Source organism: Corallococcus sp. EGB (assembly GCF_019968905.1).
GTDB lineage: Bacteria > Myxococcota > Myxococcia > Myxococcales > Myxococcaceae > Corallococcus.
Window position 1 is genome coordinate 3,309,757 of record NZ_CP079946.1, and the last position, 23,604, is coordinate 3,333,360.

Consider the following 23,604-nt stretch of genomic DNA (forward strand, 5'->3'; position numbering starts at 1 on the left):
ATATGGATGAGATTATTCCGCCTACAGTGGTCCTGTCATGAGGGTGGAGATACGCCCACATGAATAAATCCAGGTATTTGCGGGATTGTTATGGTTCCCCGAGTACATGGATGGAAGGACGCCGGATGTCTTCCCGGGTGAGGCCTTCTCCCCGCGTCTTCTTTGTCGCGGAGGAAGACGAAAGGAGCCGGACCCCACGCGTCGGCCATCCACGATCCATCGCCTGAGCAGTGCGGATCACGTCGTGAAACATGAATCGAAGGCAGCGCCGAGCGAAGCGTACCCACCGTCGTGATGAGCCACGACGGTGGGGCACCTGGCTTCACTCCGGACCTGGATTCAGCTCCCCGAAGCCTGAAGAGGCGTGACGCCGGACACCCGTGCGAGTGCCTCCCGCAGGTGTTCGACGACGGGCCCGAGGTGCGGGTCCTGCATCAGCTCGTGGTGGCCACCTGGGACTGAGTGGACGTCCAGGCCGCCACGCACCAGGGACTCCCAGCCGCGGTGAGAAGGAATCGTGGAGGCGGCTTCACTGGCGCTGAGGAGCAGGGCGGTGCCGTCGTAGGGCCGGGGCACGTACTTCTCGTGGGCGAAGAGGTTGGCCCGGAAGACGTTGAAGAGGGCGCGCAGCTGGGCCGGGCCGGAGTGCGCGTCGAGGATGCGCGCCTGGAGCCCTTGGTGCAGCAGGTGGCCCAGCATCGAGTCGTCGTCCTGTGCCAGGGCTTCGTCCGGGGCGGAGAGGTGCTGGCCGAAGGCGGTGGCGGTGGCATGGGCGAAGGCGAGCCTGGCGCGGGCCTCGGCGTCGAGGTGCGTGTCTGACTCAGACGGCTTCGTGAGGCCAGGGGTGTGGGCGTCGATGAGGGCGAGCAAAGCCACGGCTTCGCCAGCCTCGCGCAGGCGGCGGGCCATCTCGTAGGCGATGACGCCGCCGAGGGACCAGCCCCCCAGTTGGTAGGGGCCGTGAGGCTGCACGGTGCGGACGGCTTCGAGGTAGAGGGAGGCCATCTCCTCAATGGACTCGACGACGGGTCGTCCGTCGAGGCCGCGGGACTGGAGGCCGTAGACGGGGAGGGAGGGGCCCAGGCGGCGCGCCAGCTCCGAGTAGGCGAGGACGTTGCCGCCACCGGGGTGGACGAGGAAGAGGGGGCGGTTTCCAGGCTCACCACGCTCTAGCGGGACAAGGGGCGTCCAGGCCTGGGAGTCGTCGCGCAGCACCTGGGCGAGCTGCTCGATGGTGGGCTGCTGGAAGAGGACGGAGAGGGGAAGACTGAGGCCGAGCTGCTCGCGGATGGAGGCCACCATGCGAACGGCAAGCAGGGAGTGGCCACCCAACTCGAAGAAGCTGGAGCGGACGCCGACGGAGTGGACACCGAGGACGTCCTCCCAGATGCGGGCGAGCTGCATTTCCAGTGCGTCGCGGGGAGCGACGAAGTCCCGGGCCTCAGTGGCGTGGGCGTTGGGCTCCGGCAGGGCCTTTCTGTCCACCTTGCCGTTGGCATTGAGAGGCAGGGCCTCGAGCACCAAGAGGGCCGACGGCACCATGTACTCCGGCAGGTTCCGCCGCAGTTGGGCCTTGAGGGCATCCGCTTCCAAGGCGCTGGCGTCGCGCGCGGTGACGTAGCCGACGAGACGCTTGTCCGCGTCCGTGCCTCGGGCGACGACGACGGCCTCGTTGACGCCGTCGAAGGCACGCAGGGCGGCTTCGATTTCGCCCAACTCAATGCGGAAGCCACGCACCTTCACCTGGAAGTCGACGCGGCCCAGGAAGTCGATGGTGCCGTCCTCCTTCCAGCGGGCCTTGTCACCCGTGCGGTAGAGGCGCTCGCCCGGGGAGGAGGCGAACGGGTGCGGGAGGAAGCGCTCCGCGGTGAGCTCCGGCCGGTGGAGGTAACCCCAGGCGAGGCCCTGTCCACCGACATACACCTCACCCGCGACACCGGTGGGTACCGGGTGGAGAGAGGCGTCGAGCACGTAGATGGTGGAGTTGGAGAGGGGCCGGCCAATGGGAATGGCGCCTTCCACGCGGGAGTCATGCCGCAGGGGGAGGGTGGTGGAGAAGGTGGTGTTCTCCGTGGGGCCGTAGCCGTTGATGAAGGTGGAGCTTTCGGGGAGGCGGGCGAGGTGCTCGCGCACGCGGGAGGCGGGCAGCACGTCGCCGCCAGCGAGAACCTGCCGCACGCCTGCGAGGGCCTCCGCCTGGTGGAGGGCCATCTGCTCGAAGAGGGCTGCGGTGAGCCAGAGGGACGTCACGCGGTGGTGGCGCAGCAGGGCGGCCAATTCCTCCAGGGAGAGGGAGTGGGGCGGGGCGAGGACGAGCTTGGCGCCGTGCAGCAGCGCGCCCCAGATTTCGAGCGTGGAGGCGTCGAAGGCAACCGGAGCGAATTGCAGCCAGACTTCCTCGGGCCCGAAGCGCATGAAGGTGCTGCCGAGCACGAGGCGTGTAATGCCCCGGTGAGGCACGCAGACGCCCTTGGGGCGGCCGGTGGAGCCCGAGGTGAACATGACGTAGGCGAGGGCTTCACCGTCCCCGCGGACGTCGGGTGCATGCGTGGGCCGCGCGGCAATCTCCGCGGCCTGGTCATCCAACCAGACGCGAGTGCCGGTGGTGGGCAGCAGCGAAGCGAAGGGCTGGTGCGTGAGCACCACGCCGACGTCGGCGTCCTCCAGCATCGCGGCGATGCGCTCCACTGGCGCGTTGCGGTCCACGGGCACGAAGGCCGCGCCTGCCTTGAGGATGGCGAGGAGCGCCGTCACCAACTCGAAGGACCGTTCGACAGCGAGACCGACGCGTGCACCCGGTGCGATGCCCAAAGCACACAGGTGGTGGGCCAGCTGGTTCGCACGTGAATCCAGCTGCGCATACGTCAGCGAATCATCCCCCAGCACCAGGGCCACCGCATCGGGTGTGCGCTGAGCCTGCCGGGCGAAGTGGACGTGGACGGGGACATCCGTCGGGCTGACAGCGGCCGTGTGGTTCCACTCCACGAGGATACGCTGCCGCTCCTCGCTGGAGAGGAGGGACAGCTCGGTCACGGGCTGCTCGGGCTGTGCGGCCACGGCCTCCAGCAGGGTGCGCAGATGGCTGGCCATGCGCTCCACGGTGCTCTGCTCGAAGAGTGCGGTGCTGTACTCCAGCGTGCCGCGCAGTCCTTCGGACGTCTCGGAGAAGAAGACGCTCACATCGAACTTCGAAGTCGAGTGCGTGGCCTCCAGGCCTCGCAGACGAAGCTTTGGCAGGCGTACGTCTGCGGTGGGGACGTTCTGTAGCGCGAGCAGCGTCTGGAAGAGAGGCGTGTGGCTGAGGCTGCGAGTCGGCTGCAGGGCCTCCACCAGCTTCTCGAAGGGCACCTCCTGGTGCTCGTACGCGTCCAGCACCGTGGCGCGCACCTGCTTGAGCAACGAGCGGAAGGACTGGCCTGCCTCCACCCGGGCCCGAAGCACGAGGGTGTTGACGAAGAAGCCGATGAGGCCCTCCGTCTCCGCGCGGGTGCGGCCGGCGATGGGCGAGCCCACGCTGATGTCCTGCTGGCCTGTGTAGCGCGACAGCAGGCCCTGCCACGCGGCCAGCAGCACCATGAAGAGCGAGCCGCCCTCCTGGTGAGCCAGCGTCTTGAGGGCTTCCGTCAACTCCCTCGTCAGGGTGAAGCCGAACGTGGCGCCCGCGGTGCTGCGGACGGCCGGACGCGGCCTGTCGGTGGGCAGCTCCAGCACGGCGGGGGCGCCAGAGAGTTTCTCCTCCCAGTAGGCCACTTCCCGTCGCAGCGCCTCGCCTGAAAGCGTGCGGCGCTGCCAGGCCGCGTAGTCCGCGTACTGCACGGGCAGGGCGGGCAGAGGCGAAGGCTGGCCCGAGGAGAAGGCCGCGTAGAGGGCCGTGACTTCCCGCACCAGCACACCGAGGGACCAGCCGTCGGAGACGATGTGGTGCAGGGTGACGACGAGGACGTGCTCGGCTTCGGAGAGCTTGAAGAGCAGCGTGCGGATGAGCGGCCCGGTGCGCAAGTCGAAGGGCCGGCGCATCTCCTCTTCAACGCGCAGCCGCGCCTCGGGCTCGCGCTGAGCGTCCGGCACGTCCGAGAGGTCCACCAGGCCCAGGGGCGCAAGGCCCTCGGAGTGGATGTGCTGGACGGGCTCTCCTCCCGCTTGGGTGAAGGTGGTGCGCAGGGCGTCGTGGCGGTGCACGACTTCCTGGAGGGCCCGCTCCAGCACGTCCACGCGCAACGGGCCTTCCAGTCGGACGGCGACGGGCACGTTGTAGAGGGGGCTGCCCGGCTCAAGCTGGTCAATGAGCCACAGCCGCTGCTGGGCGAAGGAGAGGGGCAGCGGGCCGTCATGGGTGACGCGGGTGAGCGGTGAGGTGCTGGTGCGGGTGAGGCCAGCCAGACGATTCGCGAGCGCCTCGACGGTGGGAGACTCGAAGAGGGCGCGCAGAGGGAGTTCCACGTTGAACTCCGCGCGCACGCGCGACACCACCTGGGTGGCCAGGAGGGAGTGTCCACCCAGCTCGAAGAAGGAGTCCTTCACGCCGACCTGGGGCAGGCGAAGGACTTCCGCCCAGATGGAGGCCAGCTTCGCTTCGGTTTCCGTGCGAGGCGCTTCGTAGGTACTGCCGGACTGAGGCGCCTCCGGCTCCGGGAGGGCCTTGCGGTCCACCTTGCCGTTGGAGTTGAGGGGCAGGGCTTCCAGCACCACGAAGGTGCCGGGCACCATGTACTCAGGGAGTCCCTGGCGCAGGTGGGCCTTGAGGGCTTCCACCTCCAGCGAAGTCTCCGCCTTGGGCGTGACGTAGGCGACGAGGCGCTTGTCGGCGGCTTCGCCCTTGGCGACGACGACCGCATCCTTGAGTCCCTGAGCGCGACGGAGCGCTGCTTCGATTTCACCCAGCTCGATGCGGAAGCCGCGCACCTTCACCTGGAAGTCGATGCGACCGAGGTACTCCAGGCACCCGTCGGGGCGGTAACGGACGCGGTCACCCGTGCGATACATGCGGCCGCCCGGAGGACCGAAGGGCTCGGGGACGAAGCGCTCCGCGGTGAGTTCCGGGCGCAGCAGGTAGCCACGCGCCTGGCCTTCACCCGCGAGGTACAGCTCGCCCGCGACACCGACAGGCACCGGTTGCAGCGAAGCGTCCAGCACGTACGCCCGCGTGGCAGGCAGCGGCCGACCGATGAGGGGCACTTCGTCGCGGCCGACGAGCGAGGCGGTGGAGTAGGTGGTGTCCTCGGAAGGCCCGTAGAGGTTGTAGAGCTTCTGCACCGTCGGGACGGCGTAGACCTGCTTCGCGAGCGTCTCCGGCAGGGCCTCACCGGCAAGATTGACGACACGAACCGAGGGAGGCACCGCGCCGAGGCGCAGCAGCTGCGCCATGGCGGAGGGGACGGTGTTGACGAGGGTGACGTGCGAAGCGGTGGGCAGCTCCGCCAGGTGCAGGGCATTGCGCGCCACCACCACCGCGCCGCCACTGGAGAGAGGTGCGAAGAGTTCGAAGACGGAGAGGTCGAAGTTGAGGCTCGTCGCGGCGAGGGTGCCCTTCAGCTCCTCCGGGGAGAAAGTCTCCAGGGCCCAGTGGAGGAAGGAGACGGCGTTGCCATGGGAGATGGCGACGCCCTTGGGGCGGCCCGTACTGCCGGAGGTGTAGATGAAGTAGGCGAGGTGGCCCGGGTGGATGTCCACCGCAGGAGTCGTCGTCGGCTGCTTCGCCAACTCCATGTCTGAGTCGAGGCACACCGGCGTGGCGGCAGTCTCCGGCAGCGCAGAGAGCAGATGCGAGTGCGCGACGAGGGCGGGGCCCTGGGCGTCCTCCAGTAGCCAGCCCAGGCGCTCACGCGGGTAGCTGGGGTCCAGCGGCACGTAGGCACCACCGGCCTTGAGGATGCCGAGAGCGCCGACGAGGAGGTCCTCGGTGCGTTCGACGCAGAGGCCGACGCGGACTTCGGGCCCGACTCCCAGGCCACGCAGACGGTGCGCGAGCTGATTGGCCTTCGCGTCCAGCTCCCGGTACGTCAACTGCCGCTCGGGCGTGATGACGGCGACCGCATCCGGCGTGCGGCGCACCTGCGCCTCCACCATCGCGGGGATGCTGGACCCACGCGGCTCCCGCGAGGCGGGCGGATTCCACTCGACGAGCAACTGCTGGCGCTCGGCTTTGCTGAGGAGCGGCAGGTCGCCCAGCTTCGTATCCGGACGCTTCGCGATGGCCTCAACCAGCATGCCGAAGTGGCCGGCCATGCGCTGAATGGTCGCCGCATCGAAGAGGTCCGTTGCGTACTCCAGCGTCCCGACGAATCCGTCCCGGCCTTCGCGCAGGCCGAGCGAAAGGTCGAACTTGGCGAAGTGGGCCTCCAGCGGCAGGGCCTGGAAGGACAGGCCCGGCAGGCGCAGCTCCTCGGTGGGCGTGTTCTGCAGGACGAACATGGCCTGGAAGAGCGGGCTTCGGCTCAGGTCGCGCACGGGCTGCACGGCCTCAACGAGCTTCTCGAAGGGCAGGTGCTGGTGCTCGAAGGCCGCGAGCGTCGTGCCTCGCACCTGGGCCAGCAGCTCCCGGAATGTCGCGCGCGGATCCACCTGGGCGCGGAGAACCAGCGTGTTGACGAAGAAGCCGATGAGGCCTTCGGTCTCCGCCTGCGTGCGGCCCGCGATGGGCGACCCCACGCTGATGTCGTCCTGGCCGGAGTAGCGGGAGAGGAGCACCTGCCAGACCGCGAGCAGCAGCATGAAGGGCGTGGCCCCTTCGCGCTGGGCGAGGGCCTTAAGGGACTCGGAGAGCTGCGCGGGAACGTGCACATCCACCGTGGCGCCGCGACGCGACGGAACGGGCGGACGCGGACGGTCCGTGGGCAGGTCCAGTGCGGCGGGCGCACCCGCGAGCTTCTCCTTCCAATAGCCGAGCTGGGACTCCAGCGACTCGCCCTGAAGCCACTGGCGCTGCCACGTCGCGAAGTCCGCGTATTGCACGGGCAGCGGCGCGAGCGTGGGCTGCTTTCCTTCGCTGAAAGCTTCGTAGAAGGCCGCCATCTCGCGGACGAGCACGCCCATGGACCAGCCGTCGGAGACGATGTGATGCATCGTCACCAGTAGCAGGTGTTCCGCATCACGCAGCCGCACCAGCGTGCTGCGAAGCAGCGGCCCCGTGGCGAGCTGGAAGGGACGGTGGGCCTCCGTGGCCGCCACGCGCCGCGCTTCCTCCTCTCGCTGTGATTCAGGCTGCGAGGTCAGGTCGATGACGGGCAGCTCCCAGCCGGACGCGGGCTGGATGCGCTGGGACGGTACGTCCGACAGCGTGGTGCGCAGGGACTCGTGCCGGGCGACCAGTGCCTCGAAGGCACGGCGCAACGACTCCACGTCCACCTGGCCCGTCAACCGGAGCGCCGTAGGGATGTTGTACGAGACGTCTCCGGGCTGGAGTTGATCCAATAGCCAGAGGCGCTGCTGGGCGAAGGAGAGCGGAATGTCGCCTCCCCGCGCGACGGGCCGCAGCGGCGGTGCACGGAGCGCAGCGGAACTGGCTTTGTCCAGCTTGGGAGCGAGGCCCTCGACAGTGGGAGACTCGAAGAGGGCGCGCAGGGACAGCTCCACCGCGAAGGTGGCCCGCACGCGCGAGACGAGCTGGGTGGCCAGGAGCGAGTGACCGCCGAGCGCGAAGAAGTCATCGTGGAGACCCACGCGCTCCACGCGGAGGACTTCCGCGAAGAGGGCGGCCAACTGCTTCTCGGTGGCGGTGCTCGGCGCGACGTAGGCGACGGCGTGCGAAGTCTCGTCGGGCTCGGGCAGGGCCTTTCTGTCCACCTTGCCGTTGGCATTGAGGGGCAGGGCTTCCAGCACCAAGAGGGCCGACGGCACCATGTACTCCGGCAGCCGCTGCTTGAGGCTTGCCTTGAGGGCATCCGCGTCCAAGGCGCTGCTGTCGCGCGCGGTGACGTAGCCGACGAGACGCTTGTCCGCGTCCGTGCCTCGGGCGACGACGACGGCCTCGTTGACGCCGTCGAAGGCACGCAGGGCGGCTTCGATTTCGCCCAACTCAATGCGGAAGCCACGCACCTTCACCTGGAAGTCGACGCGGCCCAGGAAGTCGATGGTGCCGTCCTCCTTCCAGCGGGCCTTGTCACCCGTGCGGTAGAGGCGCTCGCCCGGGGAGGAGGCGAACGGGTGCGGGAGGAAGCGCTCCGCGGTGAGCTCCGGCCGGTGGAGGTAACCCCAGGCGAGGCCCTGGCCACCGACATACACCTCACCCGCGACGCCGGTGGGCACCGGGTGGAGGGAGGCGTCGAGCACGTAGACGGTGGAGTTGGAGAGGGGCCGGCCAATGGGAATGGCGCCTTCCACGCGGGAGTCATGCCGCAGGGGGAGGGTGGTGGAGAAGGTGGTGTTCTCCGTGGGGCCGTAGCCGTTGATGAAGGTGGAGCCTACGGGGAGGCGGGCGAGGTGCTCGCGCACGCGGGAGGCGGGCAGCACGTCGCCGCCAGCGAGAACCTGCCGCACGCCTGCGAGGGCCTCCGCCTGGTGGAGGGCCATCTGCTCGAAGAGGGCTGCGGTGAGCCAGAGGGACGTCACGCGGTGGTGGCGCAGCAGGGCGGCCAATTCCTCCAGGGAGAGGGAGTGGGGCGGGGGGAGGACGAGCTTGGCGCCGTGCAGCAGTGCGCCCCAGATTTCGAGCGTGGAGGCGTCGAAGGCAACCGGGGCCGCCTGGAGCCAGACTTCCTCGGGCCCGAAGCGCATGAAGGTGCTGCCGAGCACGAGGCGTGTAATGCCCCGGTGAGGCACGCAGACGCCCTTGGGGCGGCCGGTGGAGCCCGAGGTGAACATGACGTAGGCGAGGGCTTCACCGTCCCCGCGGACGTCGGGTGCATGCGTGGGCCGCGCGGCAATCTCCGCGGCCTGGTCATCCAACCAGACGCGAGTGCCGGTGGCGGGCAGCAGCGAAGCGAAGGGCTGGTGCGTGAGCACCACGCCGACGTCGGCGTCCTCCAGCATCGCGGCGATTCGCTCCACCGGCGCGTTGCGGTCCACGGGCACGAAGGCCGCGCCTGCCTTGAGGATGGCGAGGAGCGCCGTCACCAACTCGAAGGACCGTTCGACAGCGAGACCGACGCTCGCACCCGGTGCGATGCCCAAAGCACACAGGTGGTGGGCCAGCTGGTTCGCACGTGAATCCAGCTGCGCATACGTCAGCGAATCATCCCCCAGCACCAGGGCCACCGAGTCGGGTGTGCGCTGAGCCTGCCGGGCGAAGTGGACGTGGACGGGCACGTCCATGGGACTGGCGACGGTGGTGTCGTTCCAGTCCACGAGGATGCGCTGGCGCTCCTCACGTGAGAGCAGCGGCAGTGCGGCCACGGACATCTCGGGCTTCGCGGCCACGGCCTCCAACAGTGTGCGCAGGTGGCGGGCCATCCGCTCCACCGTGCCCGGCTTGAACAACGCAGTGCTGTACTCCAGCCAGCCAACGAATCCTTGCGGCGAGTCCTGCAACGCCAGCGTGAGGTCGAACTTGGCGGAGCGTGCTTCCGCGGCCACCTGACGGAAGGCGAGCCCCGGGACGCGTAACTCCTCCGCGGGCGCGTTCTGGAGGACGAACATCACCTGGAACAGCGGGCTGCGGCTCGCGTCGCGCACGGGCTGTACCGCTTCGACGAGCTTCTCGAAGGGCAGGTGCTGGTGCTCGTACGCCGCGAGGGTCGTGCCTCGCACCTGAGCCAATAGCTCGCGGAAGGTCACCTGGGGCTGCAGGCGCGCGCGTAGCACCAGCGTATTGACGAAGAATCCGATGAGCCCTTCCGTCTCCGCCTGGGTGCGGCCGGCGATGGGAGAGCCCACGCTGATGTCGTCCTGACCGGAGTAGCGGGACAGGAGCACCTGGAAGGCGGCCAGCAGCAGCATGAAGGGCGTGGCGCCCTCGCGCCCCGCCAGCGTCTTGAGGGCTTCGGAAGTCTCCCCAGGAATCTGGACAGCGAGGGCCGCGCCTTCATGGGACTGGACGGACGGACGAGGATGATCCGTCAGCAGCTCCAGCGCGGAGGGAGCCCCCGCGAGCTGCTGCTTCCAATAGCCGAGCTGCGACTCCAGCGCTTCACCCTGAAGCCACTGGCGCTGCCACACCGCGAAATCGGCGTATTGCACGGGCAGCGGCGCCAGGTCCGGCTCGATGCCCTGCGTGAAGGCCTCGTAGAAGGCCACCAGTTCGCGGACGAGCACGCCCATGGACCAACCGTCGGAGACGATGTGGTGCATCGTCACGAGCAGCAGGTGCTCTTCGGCTGCCAACCGCACGAGCGCGGTGCGCAGCAGCGGACCCGTTTCCAGATGGAAGGGCTGGTGCGCGTACGCTTCGACCTCCCGCTGCGCTTCGGCCTCACGCTGCGCTTCGGGCAGCGCGGACAGGTCCACGAGCGGCAGGCTCCAGGTGCCCGGAGCATGGACGTGCTGGGCGGCCTGCCCCTGGAACTCGCGGAAGGTGGTGCGCAGGGCGTCGTGACGGGCCACCAGTGTTTCGAAGGCGCGGCGCAGCGCCTCCACGTCCACCGGGCCCGTCAGCCGGAGCGCGGTGGGGAGGTTGTACGACGCATCAGCTGGCGTGAGCTGATCCAGGAACCAGAGGCGTTGCTGAGCGAAGGAGAGCGGCCGTGGACCGTCAGAGGGGGCCCGGGTGAGCGGGGGCAGGCGGAGGCTTGGCGTCTGGGCCTGGAGGCGCTCGGCGAGCGCGGCCACCGTGGGCGCTTCGAAGAGGGCTCGGAGTGGTAGCTCCACGCGGAAGGTGGCGCGCATGCGGGAGACGAACTGGGTCGCGAGCAGCGAATGGCCTCCCAGCGCGAAGAAGTCGTCGTGGATGCCCACGCGCTCCACACGCAATACCTGCGCGAAGAGGGCCACGAGCTGCTCCTCGGTGGCGCTGCGCGGCGCGACATAGCTGGACGCGAGCGCGGTGCCCTGCGGCGCGGGCAGGGCCTTGCGGTCCACCTTGCCGTTGGTGTTGAGCGGCAGCGCCTCCAGCACCAGCATCGCGGAGGGCACCATGTACTCAGGCAGGTGCTGCTTGAGGAAGGCACGCACTTCCGTGTCATCGAGGGACTGGCCTGCTTCGGGGACCAGGTACGCGACGAGCCGCTTGTCTCCGGGCACGTCCTCGCGGGCGAGGACGACAGCTTGATGCACGGCGGGATGCCGCAGCAGGCAGGACTCGATTTCGCCCAGCTCGATGCGGAAGCCACGGACCTTCACCTGGAAGTCGGCGCGGCCCAGGTAGTCGAGCATCCCATCCGCGCGCCAGCGCACCACGTCGCCGGTGCGGTAAAGGCGGGCGCCCGGGGTGGAGGCGAAGGCATCGGGGATGAAGCGGTCCGCCGTCAGCTCGGGGCGGTTGAGGTAGCCGCGGGCCACGCCCTCGCCGCCGATGAAGAGCTCGCCGGCGACACCGACGGGCACCGGGCGCAGCGTCTTGTCCAGCACGTAGACGCGGACGTTGGGCAGGGGCTTGCCGATGGTGGGGTTGGGGGAGTCCGCGAAGGCGCAGGCGGTGGCGTCGACGGTGCACTCGGTGGGGCCGTAGACGTTGAAGACGCGGGGACGAGGAGCCTGGGCGAGGGTGCGCCAGGTGGCGGGGTCAACCGCCTCCCCTCCGACGAGGACGCGGCGGGGGATGGCGGTGCGCTCCAGCAGGCCCTCATCCACCAGCAGACGCAGGTGCGCGGGAGAGCAGTCGAGGACGTCGAGCGAGTCCTGGGCGATGCGCTTCACCAGCTCACCGACGTCCGCGCGGGCTTCGTCGGGGACGATGCAGAGGGGATGGCCGTCGAGCACCTGGAGGAGTTGCTTGACGGAGGCGTCGAAGGAGAGGGGTGCATTGACGCTGACGCGCTCCGCGGGCTGGGCCTCCGCGTGGACGGTGGAGGCGAGGGCGGTGCGCAGGTTCAGCACGGAGCGGTGCTGAATCATCACGCCCTTGGGACGGCCGGTGCTGCCGGAGGTGTAGATGATGTAGGCGAGGTGCTCGGGCGTGACGGATGTCACGGGCGCGTGCGAGGGCTCAACGGAAAGCGAGTCCGCGTCAGAGTCGAGGCAGAGCGTGCGAGCGGAGTGCGGCGGCAGGGAGTCGCGAAGACGCTGTTGGGTGAGCACCACGGGAGCGCCCGTGTCGGCGAGGACGTGGGCGAGCCACTCGCGCGGGTAGCTGGGGTCGATGGGGACGTAGGCGCCACCGGCCTTGAGGATGCCGAGGATGCCGACGAGGGACTCCACGGAGCGCTCCACGCACAGCACGGCGCGCACGTCGGGGCCGACGCCCAGCTGCACCAACCGGTGGGCGAGCTGATTGGCGCGGGCGTCCAACTCCCGGAAGGTGAGCTGCTCCTCCCGGCAGAGGACGGCCAGGGCGTCGGGAGTCCGAAGGGCCTGGGAGGCGAAGGCGTCATGGACGCAGAGGTCGCGAGAGAACTCCGCGCGGGGGCCGTTCCAGTCAACGAGGAGCTGCTGGCGCTCCGGCGGGGTGAGCAGGGGCAGGCTCGCGAGCGTCGAGTCCGGCCGCGCGGCGATGGCCTCCAGCAGCACGCCCAGGTGGCCCACCATGCGCTGCACGGTCGACGCGTCGAAGAGATCGCTGCTGTACTCCAGGACGCCCACGAAGCCCTGGGGCGAGTCCTGCAGCGTCAGCGTCATGTCGAACTTCGCGGAGGTCGATTCGAGGGGGAGCTGCTCGAACGACAGTCCCGGCACGCGCAGGGCTTCCGTGGGCGCGTTCTGCAGGGAGAACATCGCTTGGAAGAGCGCGCTGCGGATCAGGTCTCGCACGGGCTGCACGGCCTCGACGAGCTTCTCGAAGGGCAGGTGCTGGTGCTCGTAGGCCGCGAGGGTCGTGCCTCGCACCTGGGCCAGCAGTTCCCGGAAGGTCGCTTCCGGCTGGACGTGGGCGCGCAGCACCAGCGTGTTGATGAAGAAGCCGATGAGTCCTTCGGTCTCCGCCTGCGTGCGGCCGGCGATGGGAGAGCCCACGCTGATGTCGTCCTGACCGGAGTAGCGGGACAGGAGCACCTGGAAGGCGGCCAGCAGCAGCATGAAGGGCGTGGCGCGCTCGCGCTGGGCCAGCGACTTGAGGGCTTCGGATACGGGCAACGCGAGCCGTACGGGAACCGTGGCGCCCCGATGCGACTGCACGGGAGGGCGCGGGCGGTCCGTGGGCAGGTCCAGTGCGGCGGGCGCACCCGCGAGCTTCTCCTTCCAGTAGGCGATCTGCGTCTCCAACGTCTCGCCCTGAAGCCAGTTCTGCTGCCAGACCGCGAAGTCCGCGTACTGCACCGGCAGCGGCGCGAGCGTGGGTGGCAGATCCGCGTGGAACGCCGCGTACAGCGCGGTGAGCTCACGCACGAGCACCCCCATGGACCATCCATCGGAGACGATGTGGTGCATCGTCACGAGGAGCAGGTGCTCTTCGGTACCCAGGCGCACCAGCGACGTGCGCAGGAGCGGGCCGGCCTCCAGGTCGAACGGCCGACGGGCCTCCAGGTTCGCGAGCCGCCGCGCCTCTTCGTCCCGCTGGGACATCGGCAGGGAGGACACGTCGAGCACGGGCAGCGTCCACGCCGCGGGCGCGTGGATGCGTTGCGCGGGCTGGCCCTGGTGCTGGGTGAGGGTGGTGCGCAGCGTCTCGTGCCGGGCGACGAGTGCCTCGAAGGCCCGGCGCAGGGACTCGACGTCCACGTGGCCCTTCAAGCGGAGGGCGGCGGGGATGTTGTACGCGGCGCTACCCGGCTGGAGCTGATCCAGCAGCCACAGTCGCTGCTGGGCGAAGGAGAGGGGCGGCGGGCCTTCGTGGTTGACGCGGGTGAGGGGCGGCAGGCGCGAACTGGCAGTCGTGGTGCGCAGACGCTCGGCGAGGGCGGCGACAGTGGGGGCCTCGAAGAGGGCCCGAAGGGGCAGCTCTGCATCGAAAGCAGCACGAACACGGGAGACGAGCTGGGTGGCCAGCAGGGAGTGGCCGCCGAGCGAGAAGAAGTCGTCGTGGATGCTGACGCGCTCCCGCCGCAGGACGTGCGCGAAGACGTCGGCGAGCTTCTCCTCGGTAGCATCGCGAGGCGCGACGAAGTCCGCGAGGGGAGAGGCATCCGGGACAGGCAGGGCCTTGCGGTCCACCTTGCCGTTGGCATTGAGGGGGAGCGCGTCCAGGACGACAAAGGCCGCGGGCACCATGTACTCGGGCAGGTGCTGTTTGAGGTGGACGCGGAGAGCGGAGACGTCGAGGGCTTCGCTCACGACGTAGGCGACGAGGCGCTTGTCCCCTGGGACGTCCTCACGAGCGAGGACGACGGCCTCGTGCACGGAGGCGTGGGAAAGCAGCGAGGCTTCGATTTCGCCCAACTCGATGCGGAAGCCGCGCACCTTCACCTGGAAGTCGAGGCGCTGGAGGTAGTCCAGCTGGCCGTCGGCGCGCCAGCGCACGACGTCGCCGGTGCGGTAGAGGCGAGCGCCCGGGGTGGAGGAGAAGGGATTGGGGATGAAGCGCTCGGCACTCAGTGCGGGCTGGCCGAGGTAGCCCCAGGCGAGGCCTTCACTGGCGAGGAAGAGCTCGCCGGGGACGCCCACGGGCACGGGCTGGAGGTGCGAGTCGAGGACGTAGGTGCGGGTGTTGTCGATGGGGCGGCCGATGGGAGGCCGGGTGCCGTCGTCGTGCGAGACGGGGGAGAAGGTGGCGACGACGGTGCTTTCTGTGGGCCCGTAGTGGTTGAAGAGGGAGGCGGGCACGGAGGGAGGAGGGCCGTGGTGGAGGGCGTCCCCGCCCGTCAGCAGGGCGCGCAGGGCGATGGGGCGAGGCCACTCTTCGCGCAGGACGGCCTCGGCCAGGGGCGTCGGCATGAAGCAGGTGGTGATGGCTTCGCGGGCCAGCCACCGCAGCAGCTGAGAGGGCTCCGCACGCACGGCGTCCGGAGGAATGACGAGGCAGGCGCCGGAGGCGAGCGAGGGCCACACCTCCCAGGTGGAGGCGTCGAAGGCGACGCCGGCGGTGAGGGCAGTGGAGTCCTGGGGCGAGAGCGAATAGGTGCGCTGGTGCCAGGAGACGAGATTCATCAACGCGCGGTGGTGGACGGCGACGCCCTTGGGACGGCCGGTGCTGCCGGAGGTGTAGATGACGTAGGCCAAATCCTCCGGGCCCACGGCGGCCATCGGGAGCGGCGCGGGCCCCAGAAGGAAGTGCGTTTCCAGCGAGAGAACGCGAGCGGAGAGGGAGGGCAGCGAGTCGCGCAGGTGCTGCTGGGTGAGGAGGACGGAAGCAGCGGAGTCCTCCAGCATGAAGGAGAGGCGCTCCGGCGGGACGCCGGGAGAAACAGGGACGTAGGCGGCGCCCACCTTGAGGACGGCCAGCAGGCCGGCCACCAACTCCGGTGAGCGCTCGGCGAGGACGGCGACGCGGCCGCCGCGATTGACACCGGCCGCATGCAACTGGACGGCAAGCGCATGCGCCCAGGCGTCGAGGTGAGCGTAGGAGACGCTGCGCTCACCCATGCGCACGGCGATGGCGTCAGGGGCGCGACGGGCCTGCTCCGCGACGACGTGGTGGATGCAGGTGTCGCGAGGGAAGGCGACGTCCGTCTGATTCCACTCGACGAGCAGCTGGTGTCGCTCCTCTGCGCTCAACATCTCCAGCGAGGAGACACGGGCGTCGGGTGTCGCGGCGAGGGAGGAGAGGAGGACGCGGAAGTGCGCCATGAGGCGCTGGACGGAGGAGGCGTCGAAGAGGTCGGAGCTGTACTCGAGGAAGCCGGAGAGGCCGTGGGGGACTTCGAAGAGGGTGAGTGCCAAATCGAAGCGGGAGGAGTTGCCCTCGAGGGGGAGAGGCTGGAAGGCCAAGCCGGGCACGCGCAGGGCCTCGGCGGGGGCATTCTGCAGGACGAGCATGACTTGGAAGAGAGGGCTGCGGCTCAAGTCACGCGAGGGCTGGAGGACTTCGACGAGCTTCTCGAAGGGGACGTGCTGGTGCTCGTAGGCGGCCAGAGTGGTGGCCTTCACCTGGGAGAGCAGCTGACGGAACGTCGCACGCGGGTCGACCCTGGCGCGCAGGACGAGGGTGTTGACGAAGAAGCCGATGAGGCCTTCGGCCTCGGAGTGGGTGCGGCCGGCGATGGGGGAGCCGACGCAGATGTCGTCCTGGCCGGAGTAGCGGGAGAGGAGCAGCTGGAAGGCGGAGAGCAGCAGCATGAAGGGCGTGGCGCCCTCGCGCTGAGCGAGGCTGCGAAGCGAGTCCGTCAACTCCGAGGGGAAGTGGACGGGCAGGGTGGCCCCGCGCCGGGACTGCACGGGGGGACGCGGCCGGTCCGTGGGCAGCTCCAGGGCGGCGGGCGCCCCGGCGAGTTGCTGCTTCCAGTAGCCCAGCTGGGACTCCAGCGTCTCACCTTGGAGCCACTGACGCTGCCAGAGCGCGAAGTCCGCGTACTGCACCGGCAGTGGTGCGAGCAAAGGCTCGCGGCCCGCGGTGAATGCGGCGTAGCTCGTGGCCAATTCCTTCACCAGGATGCCCATGGACCAGCCGTCGGAGACGATGTGGTGCATCGTCACGAGGAGGACGTGGGTCTCCTCGGCCAGGCGCAGCAGGGCGGTGCGCAACAACGGACCGTGGACCAGATGGAAGGGCTGCCGGGCCTCACGGGTGGCGAGCCGCAGCGTCTCCGCTTCGCGCGCGGACTCGTCAAGAGAAGAGAGGTCCTCCACAGGCAGGGCCCAGGAGGCCGGAGCATGGATGCGCTGGAAGGGCTGGCCCTCCTCCTCGAAGAAGGTGGTGCGCAGCGCTTCATGCCTCGCAACCAGTGCTTCAAACGCACGGCGCAGGGCTTCGACATCCAGACGGCCCAGAAGACGCAGTGCGACGGGGAGGTTGTAGGAGGCGTCATCCGGCGCCAACTGATCCAGGAACCAGAGGCGCTGCTGCGCGAAGGAGAGAGGCTGAGGACCTTCGGTGCGGGTACGCGTGAGCGCGGGCAGTCGTGAACCCGAAGAGGCGCGCTCCAGTTTCGCGGTGAGAGCAGCGATGGTGGGGGCCTCGAAGAGGGCGCGAAGGGGCAGTTCCACGTTGAACGCGGCGCGCACGCGGGCCACCAACTGCGTGGCCAGAAGCGAGTGGCCCCCTAGCTCGAAGAAGTTGTCGGTGCGGCCCACGGTGGGCACGCGAAGCACTTCGCTCCAGAGGGCCGCGAGCTTCTCCTCCAGCGGTGTCGAGGGCGCTTCGTAAGCACTCGAGGCGCGAAGCATGCTCGCGTCCGGAGCAGGAAGGGCCTTGCGGTCCACCTTGCCGTTGGCCGTCAGAGGCAGCGTCTCCAGGGAGACGAAGGCGGCGGGCACCATGTACTCGGGTAGGTGCTGCTTGAGGTGGGAGCGCAGGGCCGTGACGTCGAGGGCGTCCCCGACGACGTAGGCGACGAGGCGCTTGTCACCCGGGGAGTCCTCACGGGCGATGACGACGGCGTCCTTCACCGCAGGGGCGGAGCGCAGGGCGTTCTCGACTTCACCCAGCTCGATGCGGAAGCCGCGCACCTTCACCTGGGCGTCGATGCGACCGACGAAGTCCAACTGGCCGTCCGCACGCCAGCGCACCACGTCGCCCGTGCGGTAGAGGCGGGCCCCCTCTTCACCGGAAAAGGCGTCCGGGATGAAGCGCTCGGCCGTAAGCGCTGGTCGTCCCGCATACCCGCGCGCCACGCCCACGCCGCCAATGTGCAGCTCACCACGCACGCCGACGGGCACGGGCTGCCCGTGCGGGTCGAGGACGTAGACGCGCACGTTCGCCAGTGGCTTGCCGATGGACGGTACGTTCCCATCCGCCACCACCTCGCCAAAGGTGGCGATGACGGTGGCTTCGGTGGGGCCATACGTATTGAGCAGGCGGCGCCCCGGCGCCCAGCGCGCGACGACGTCCGCGGGCAGGGCCTCACCGCCGGAGATGACGGTGCGCACCTTGGGCAGTCCTTCAGAGGACGTCGCAGCCAGCGCGGCCGGAGTGAGGCTGACGACACTCAACTCCTGCTCCCGCAGCAGCACGGGCAGCGGGGCGCCCGGCATCAGCTTCTCCAACGGCGCGAGCACCAGCGTGGCGCCGTTGCAGAGCGTGGTGAAAATCTCCTCCACCGAGAGGTCGAAGCTGAGGCTGGCGAACTGAAGCACGCGGCTGCCCGGGCCGATGCCGTACGCCACTGCCTCGTGGGTGACGAGGTTGGCGACGCTGCGGTGCTGCACCGCCGTACCCTTGGGCGTCCCCGTGCTGCCCGACGTGTAGAGCAGGTACGCCAGGTTCGCCGGCGTCACGCCCGTCACGGGTGCATCTGCCTGCTCAGCAGCGAGAGCGTCGCGCTCCGTATCAAGGCAGAGGGCACGGGAATGCAGTGCCTCCGGGAACCGGTCCACCAGTGCCTGCTGGGTAACGAGCACCTGCGCGGCGCTGTCCTCCAGCATGAAGGACAGGCGCTCCCGGGGCAGGAGCGGATCCACGGGCACCCAGGCGCCACCGGCCTTGAGGATGCCAAGCAGGCCGATGACGATATCGAGGGAGCGCTCGACACTGAGTGCGACGCGGACCTCCGGGCCCACGCCACGTCGGCGCAGGGCATGGGCGAGCTGATTGGCGCGCGCGTCCAGCTGCGCGTACGTCAACTGCGTCCCCTCGAAGACAGCCGCCACGGTGTCGGGAGCGCGGTGCACCTGCGCCTCGAAGAGCGAGTGCATGCACGCCTCGAGGAACGGCGCCCGCGTGGCGTTCCACTCCACCAGCACCTGCTCGCGTTCCTCTCCCGCGAGCAACTGCAGCGACGACACACGCTGGCCCGGATGGGCGACGAATCCCTCCACGAGCAAGCGCAGGTGCCGCATCATCCGCACGACGGTCGACCTGTCGAAGAGGTCCGTGTCGTACTCCAGCTCTCCCGTGAAGCCCTCCGCGGTCCGCGCCAGCGAAAGCGTGAGGTCGAACTTCGCGGACGCCCCCATGCGCTCCTCGACCTGCACCTTCACACCCGCGAGCGAGAGGTCGATCTCCGGGATGTTCTGCATGAGGAACAGCACGTTGAACAACGGCGACGCGCGCAGGTCGCGCATCGGCTGGAGCTGTTCGAAGGGCAGGTTCTGGTTCGCGAGCACCCCCAGCGTGGTGGTGCGCACCCGGCCCAGCAGCTCCCGCACGGTGGGATCGCCACCCATCCGGGCGCGCAGCACGAGCGTGTTGATGAAGTACCCGAGCAGCCCCTCCAGCTCCGCGTCGTTGCGGCCCGCCACGGCGGAGCCCACGCTCACGTCGTCCTGGCCGGAGTAGCGGCCAATCAGCACCGAGAGCGCGGCGAGCAGGAACATGAAGGGCGTGAGGCCCTCGCGCACGCAGAGTGCCTCCAAGGCCCGCGAGAGGTCCAGGGGGAACGCCACCCGCATCAGGGCGCCAGGGTGGGCCTGGCGGGGGCCTCGGGGACGGTCCGTGGGCAGCTCCAGGACGGACGGCATCCCTTCAATCTCCCGGCGCCACCAGGTGAGCTGCCGCTCCATCTCCGCGCCCGTCAGCCACTGGCGCTGCCACACCGCGAAGTCCGCGTACTGGAAGGGCAGCGCCGGCAACACGGGCGTCGTGCCCGCGATGAAGGCCCGGTAGGCCTCCGACAACTCCCGCATCAGGACGCTCATGGACCAGCCGTCGAAGACGGCGTGGTGGATGGTCAGCAGCACCAGGTGCTCGTGCGCATCCAGCACCAGCACCGACGCGCGCAGCAGCGGCCCCACCTCCAGGTTGAACGGGTGGCGGACCTCGGCGTCCGTGCGGCGCAGCACCTCCGCGTCCCGCTGCTCCGGAGACAGCGCGCGCAGGTCCACCACGGGTAGCACCAGCGGCTCGGGTGGCGCGATGACCTGCACGGGCACGTCTTCAGTCGCCTGGAAGGTGGTGCGCAGCGATTCGTGCCGGTGCACCACCAGCTCCAGCGCCAGGCGCAGGGCCTCCAGGTTCAGCGCCCCGGTCAGCCGCAGCGAGAACGGCATGTTGTACGCGGCCGAGCCCGGATCGAATTGATCCAACACCCAGATGCGCTGCTGCGCGAAGGACGTGGGCAGGTTCCGTGTGCGCGGCACCGGCACGATGGGCGGCGGACCGGCGAAGCGCGGGTCCCTCGCGGAGGCCGTGATGCGCGCGGCCAGCTCCGCCACGGTGGGGGACTCGAACAGCGCCTGCAGGGGCAGGTCCACCTGGTACGCCGTGCGCAACCGCGACGTCAGCCGCGTGGCGAGCAGCGAGTGCCCTCCCAATTCGAAGAAGCTGTCGGTGGCGCCCACCCGCTGCACGTGGAGCAGCGAGGCGTAGAGCTCGGCGACCTGGGCCTCCATCGGCGTGCGGGGCGCGACGTACTCGCGCGCCGCTTCCGTGGATGCGTCCGGCGCGGGCAGCGCCTTGCGGTCCACCTTGCCGTTGGGCGTCAGGGGCATCGCGTCCAGCACGACCAGCGCGGACGGCACCATGTACTCGGGCAGCCGCTCCTTCATGAGCGCGCGCAGCGCCTGGGACTCCAGCGTCTGTCCGGGACGGGCCACCACGTAGCCCACGAGGCGCGCGTCGGCTCCGTTGCCGCGCACCACCACCGCGGCGTCGCGCACGCCCGGGGCCTGGCTCAGCACCGCTTCAATCTCGCCCAGCTCGATGCGGTAGCCGCGCAGCTTCACCTGGTTGTCGACGCGGTTGAGGTACTCCAGCACGCCGTTCGCGGCCCACCGCACGCGGTCGCCCGTGCGGTACACGCGCAGGCCCGGCACGCCGCCGTGCGCGTCCGGGATGAAGCGCTCCGCCGTGAGGTCCGGCCGGTGGAGGTAGCCCCGGGTGACGCCCTCGCCGCCGATGAACAATTCACCCGGCACGCCGCGCGGCACCGGGTTCAGCCCGCTGTCCAGCACATACACCTGCGTGCCGGAGATGGGCCGGCCGATGGGCACGCCGCCCGTGCCCGAGGCCACCGCGTGCGCGGTGGACCACACCGTCGTCTCCGTGGGGCCGTACACGTTCCACAGCACGCGGCAGCGCTGGAGCAGCGACTCGGCCAGCTCGCGCGGCAGGGCCTCGCCGCCCGTGAGCGCCGTCAGCCCCGGGCCCCGCCAGTCCGTCTCCAGCAGCAGCCGCCAGGTGCTGGGCGTGGCCTGGAGCACCGTCGCCCCGCGCTGCTGGAGCAGGCCCGCCAGCCGCGAGCCGTCCACCGCGATGTCCCGCGACGCGATGACCACCTGCCCGCCCACCGACAGCGGCAGGAACAGCTCCAGCACCGCGATGTCGAAGGACAGCGTGGTGACGGCCACCAGCACGTCCTTCGAGGACAGGCCCGTCGCCTCCCGCAAGGCCTCCAGGAACCGCGCCACCGCGCCGTGCGGCACCTGCACGCCCTTGGGACGGCCGGTGCTGCCGGAGGTGAAGAGCACATACGCCACGGCCTGCGGGGGCGCCGCGTCCCGCAGCGGTGAGCCGTCCTCCGCCGCGATGGCCTCCGCGTCTCCGTCCAACAGCACCACGCGCGCCGAGTGCGGCGGCAGGATGGACGCCAGCGCGCGCTGCGACACCAGCACCGGCATCCCGCTCGTCTCCACCATGTACGCCAGGCGGTCCGGAGGGAACGCCGGATCCAGCGGCACGTACGTGCCCCCGGCCTTCAGCACCGCGAGCACCGCCACCAGCATCTCGTGCGAGCGCTCCACGCACAGGCCCACCCGCACCTCGGTGCCCACGCCCAGGCGGCGCAGGTGGCGCGCGAGCCGCGACGCCCGGGCCTCCAGCTGCGCGTAGGTGAGCGACGTGTCCCCGAAGGAGACAGCGACCGCGTCCGGCGTGCGGTCCACCTGCGCCTCGAAGGCGCCATGCTGCGAGGTCCACGGCAGCGGGGCGGGGCGCGGCGGCTGCCAGGCGCGCAGCACCTCGTGGCGCTCGGCCTCGGTGAGCAGCGGCAGGCGCGAGACGGCCTCTTGCGGACGGCGGACGGCGCCCTCCAGGAGCACGCGCAGGTGCTCGGCCATGCGCGCCACCGTGGGCGCGGTGAAGAGGTCGGTGTCGTATTCGAGGAAGCCCCTGAGGCCCGCTTCCGTCTCCAGCACCTGGAGCATCAGGTCGAACTTCGACGTGAGCGTGTCCAGCTCCATCGCCTCCAGCTTCACGCCCTCCACGGACGCCGCGCCGCGGAAGGAGGCCTGGAGCGTGAGCATCACCTGGAAGAACGGCGTGCGCCCCTGGGTGCGCTCCGGACGCAGCTCCTCCACGAGCCGCTCGAAGGGAATCTCCTGGTGCTCATGGGCCGCGAGCACCGTCTCGCGCACGTGACGCAGCAGCGACTGGAAGGACGCGGAGGGCTCGACCTGCGTGCGCAGCACCACCGTGTTGACGAACAGGCCGATGAGGCCCTCCACCTCGCCGCGCGTGCGGCCCGCCACCGGCGAGCCCACCGGCACGTCCTCCTGCCCCGCGTAGCGCGACAGCAGCACCTGCCAGCCCGCCAGCAGCACCATGAAGAGCGACGCGCCCTCCTGCTGCGCCAGCGCCCTCAACCCTTCCGTCAGCTCCCGCGACAGCAGCAGCTCATACCGGGCGCCCCGGCCGCTGCGGGCCGCGGGACGGGGGAGGTCCGTGGGCAACTCCAGGGCGGAGGGCACGCCGGCCAGCTGGCGCTTCCAGTAATCGAGTTGCTTCTCCAGCCGCGGGCCCTGCAGCCACTCGCGCTGCCAGACGGCGAAGTCCGCGTACTGCACGGCCAGCGGAGGCAGGGGCACGGCCTGGCCCCGAGCGAGAGCGCCGTAGGCGAGCGCCACCTCGCGCACCAGCAGCGTCATGGACCAACCGTCGGAGACGATGTGGTGCACCACCACGACGAGCAGGTGCTCCGTCGGCGAGGACGTCAGCAGTTGCGCGCGCAGCAGCGGCCCCTTCGCGAGGTCGAAGGGCTGAGCGGCGGCCTCACGTGCCAGACGCCACGCTTCTTCCGGAGGCGAGCCCGAGACGTCCTTGCGCTCCAGGGTGAGCACCGGCTCCGGGGACACCACCTGCACGGGCCCGGAAGCATCTTCGCGGAAGGTGGTGCGCAGCACCTCGTGACGGCGCACCACTTCGCGCAGCGCGCGCTCCAGGAGGGCCACGTCGAGCGGGCCTTCCAGGCGCACGGCCATGGGCACGTTGTAGAGCGAGGTGCCGGGCTGAAGCTGGTCAATGAACCAGAGGCGCTGCTGGGCGAAGGAGAGGGGCAGGGGGCGCGAGCGGTCCTGCACCGGGATGAGGCCCTGGGCGGAAGTGCCGGCGGTGGCCTTCTGCGCGGCCATCTTCTTGAGCAACTCGGCGCGCTTTTCCGGTGAGAGGTTCGCGATCCGCTTCGACAGGTCGTGGCTCATCTCATGTACTCCGCGCTCGGGGACGCCATCGCGGACGCCCACGGGCCGTGGCGCGCGCGAAAGGTCAGGCCTGCTGCTGATTCCGGATTGACGCCCTGCGCTGCTCTCCCGGGAGAAGCGCGAGGGTGGGGCAAATCCACAATGGCCACACTATTCCGTGGGAAGACGGACTGTCATGGGGCCCATCCACCGAAAGTCCGAGTGAATTCGCGTATCTACGGGAAGAGAAGGGATCCCCGAACATGCCACCGGAAG

The 23,604-nt window shown here is 69.8% G+C and carries 1 protein-coding gene; it reads right to left on the bottom strand.

Annotated features, from left to right (window positions below):
* Positions 1–339: 339 nt before the first annotated feature.
* Positions 340–23,349, bottom strand: a complete 23,010-nt coding sequence (locus KYK13_RS13930) for a non-ribosomal peptide synthetase (RefSeq protein WP_223644879.1) — start codon at positions 23,347–23,349, stop codon at positions 340–342.
* Positions 23,350–23,604: the final 255 nt, after the last annotated feature.

Bases quoted from the DNA above. Each gene is read 5' to 3' on its own strand.
- KYK13_RS13930 (WP_223644879.1), bottom strand. From the start codon at position 23,349: ATGAGCCACGACCTGTCGAAGCGGATCGCGAACCTCTCACCGGAAAAG.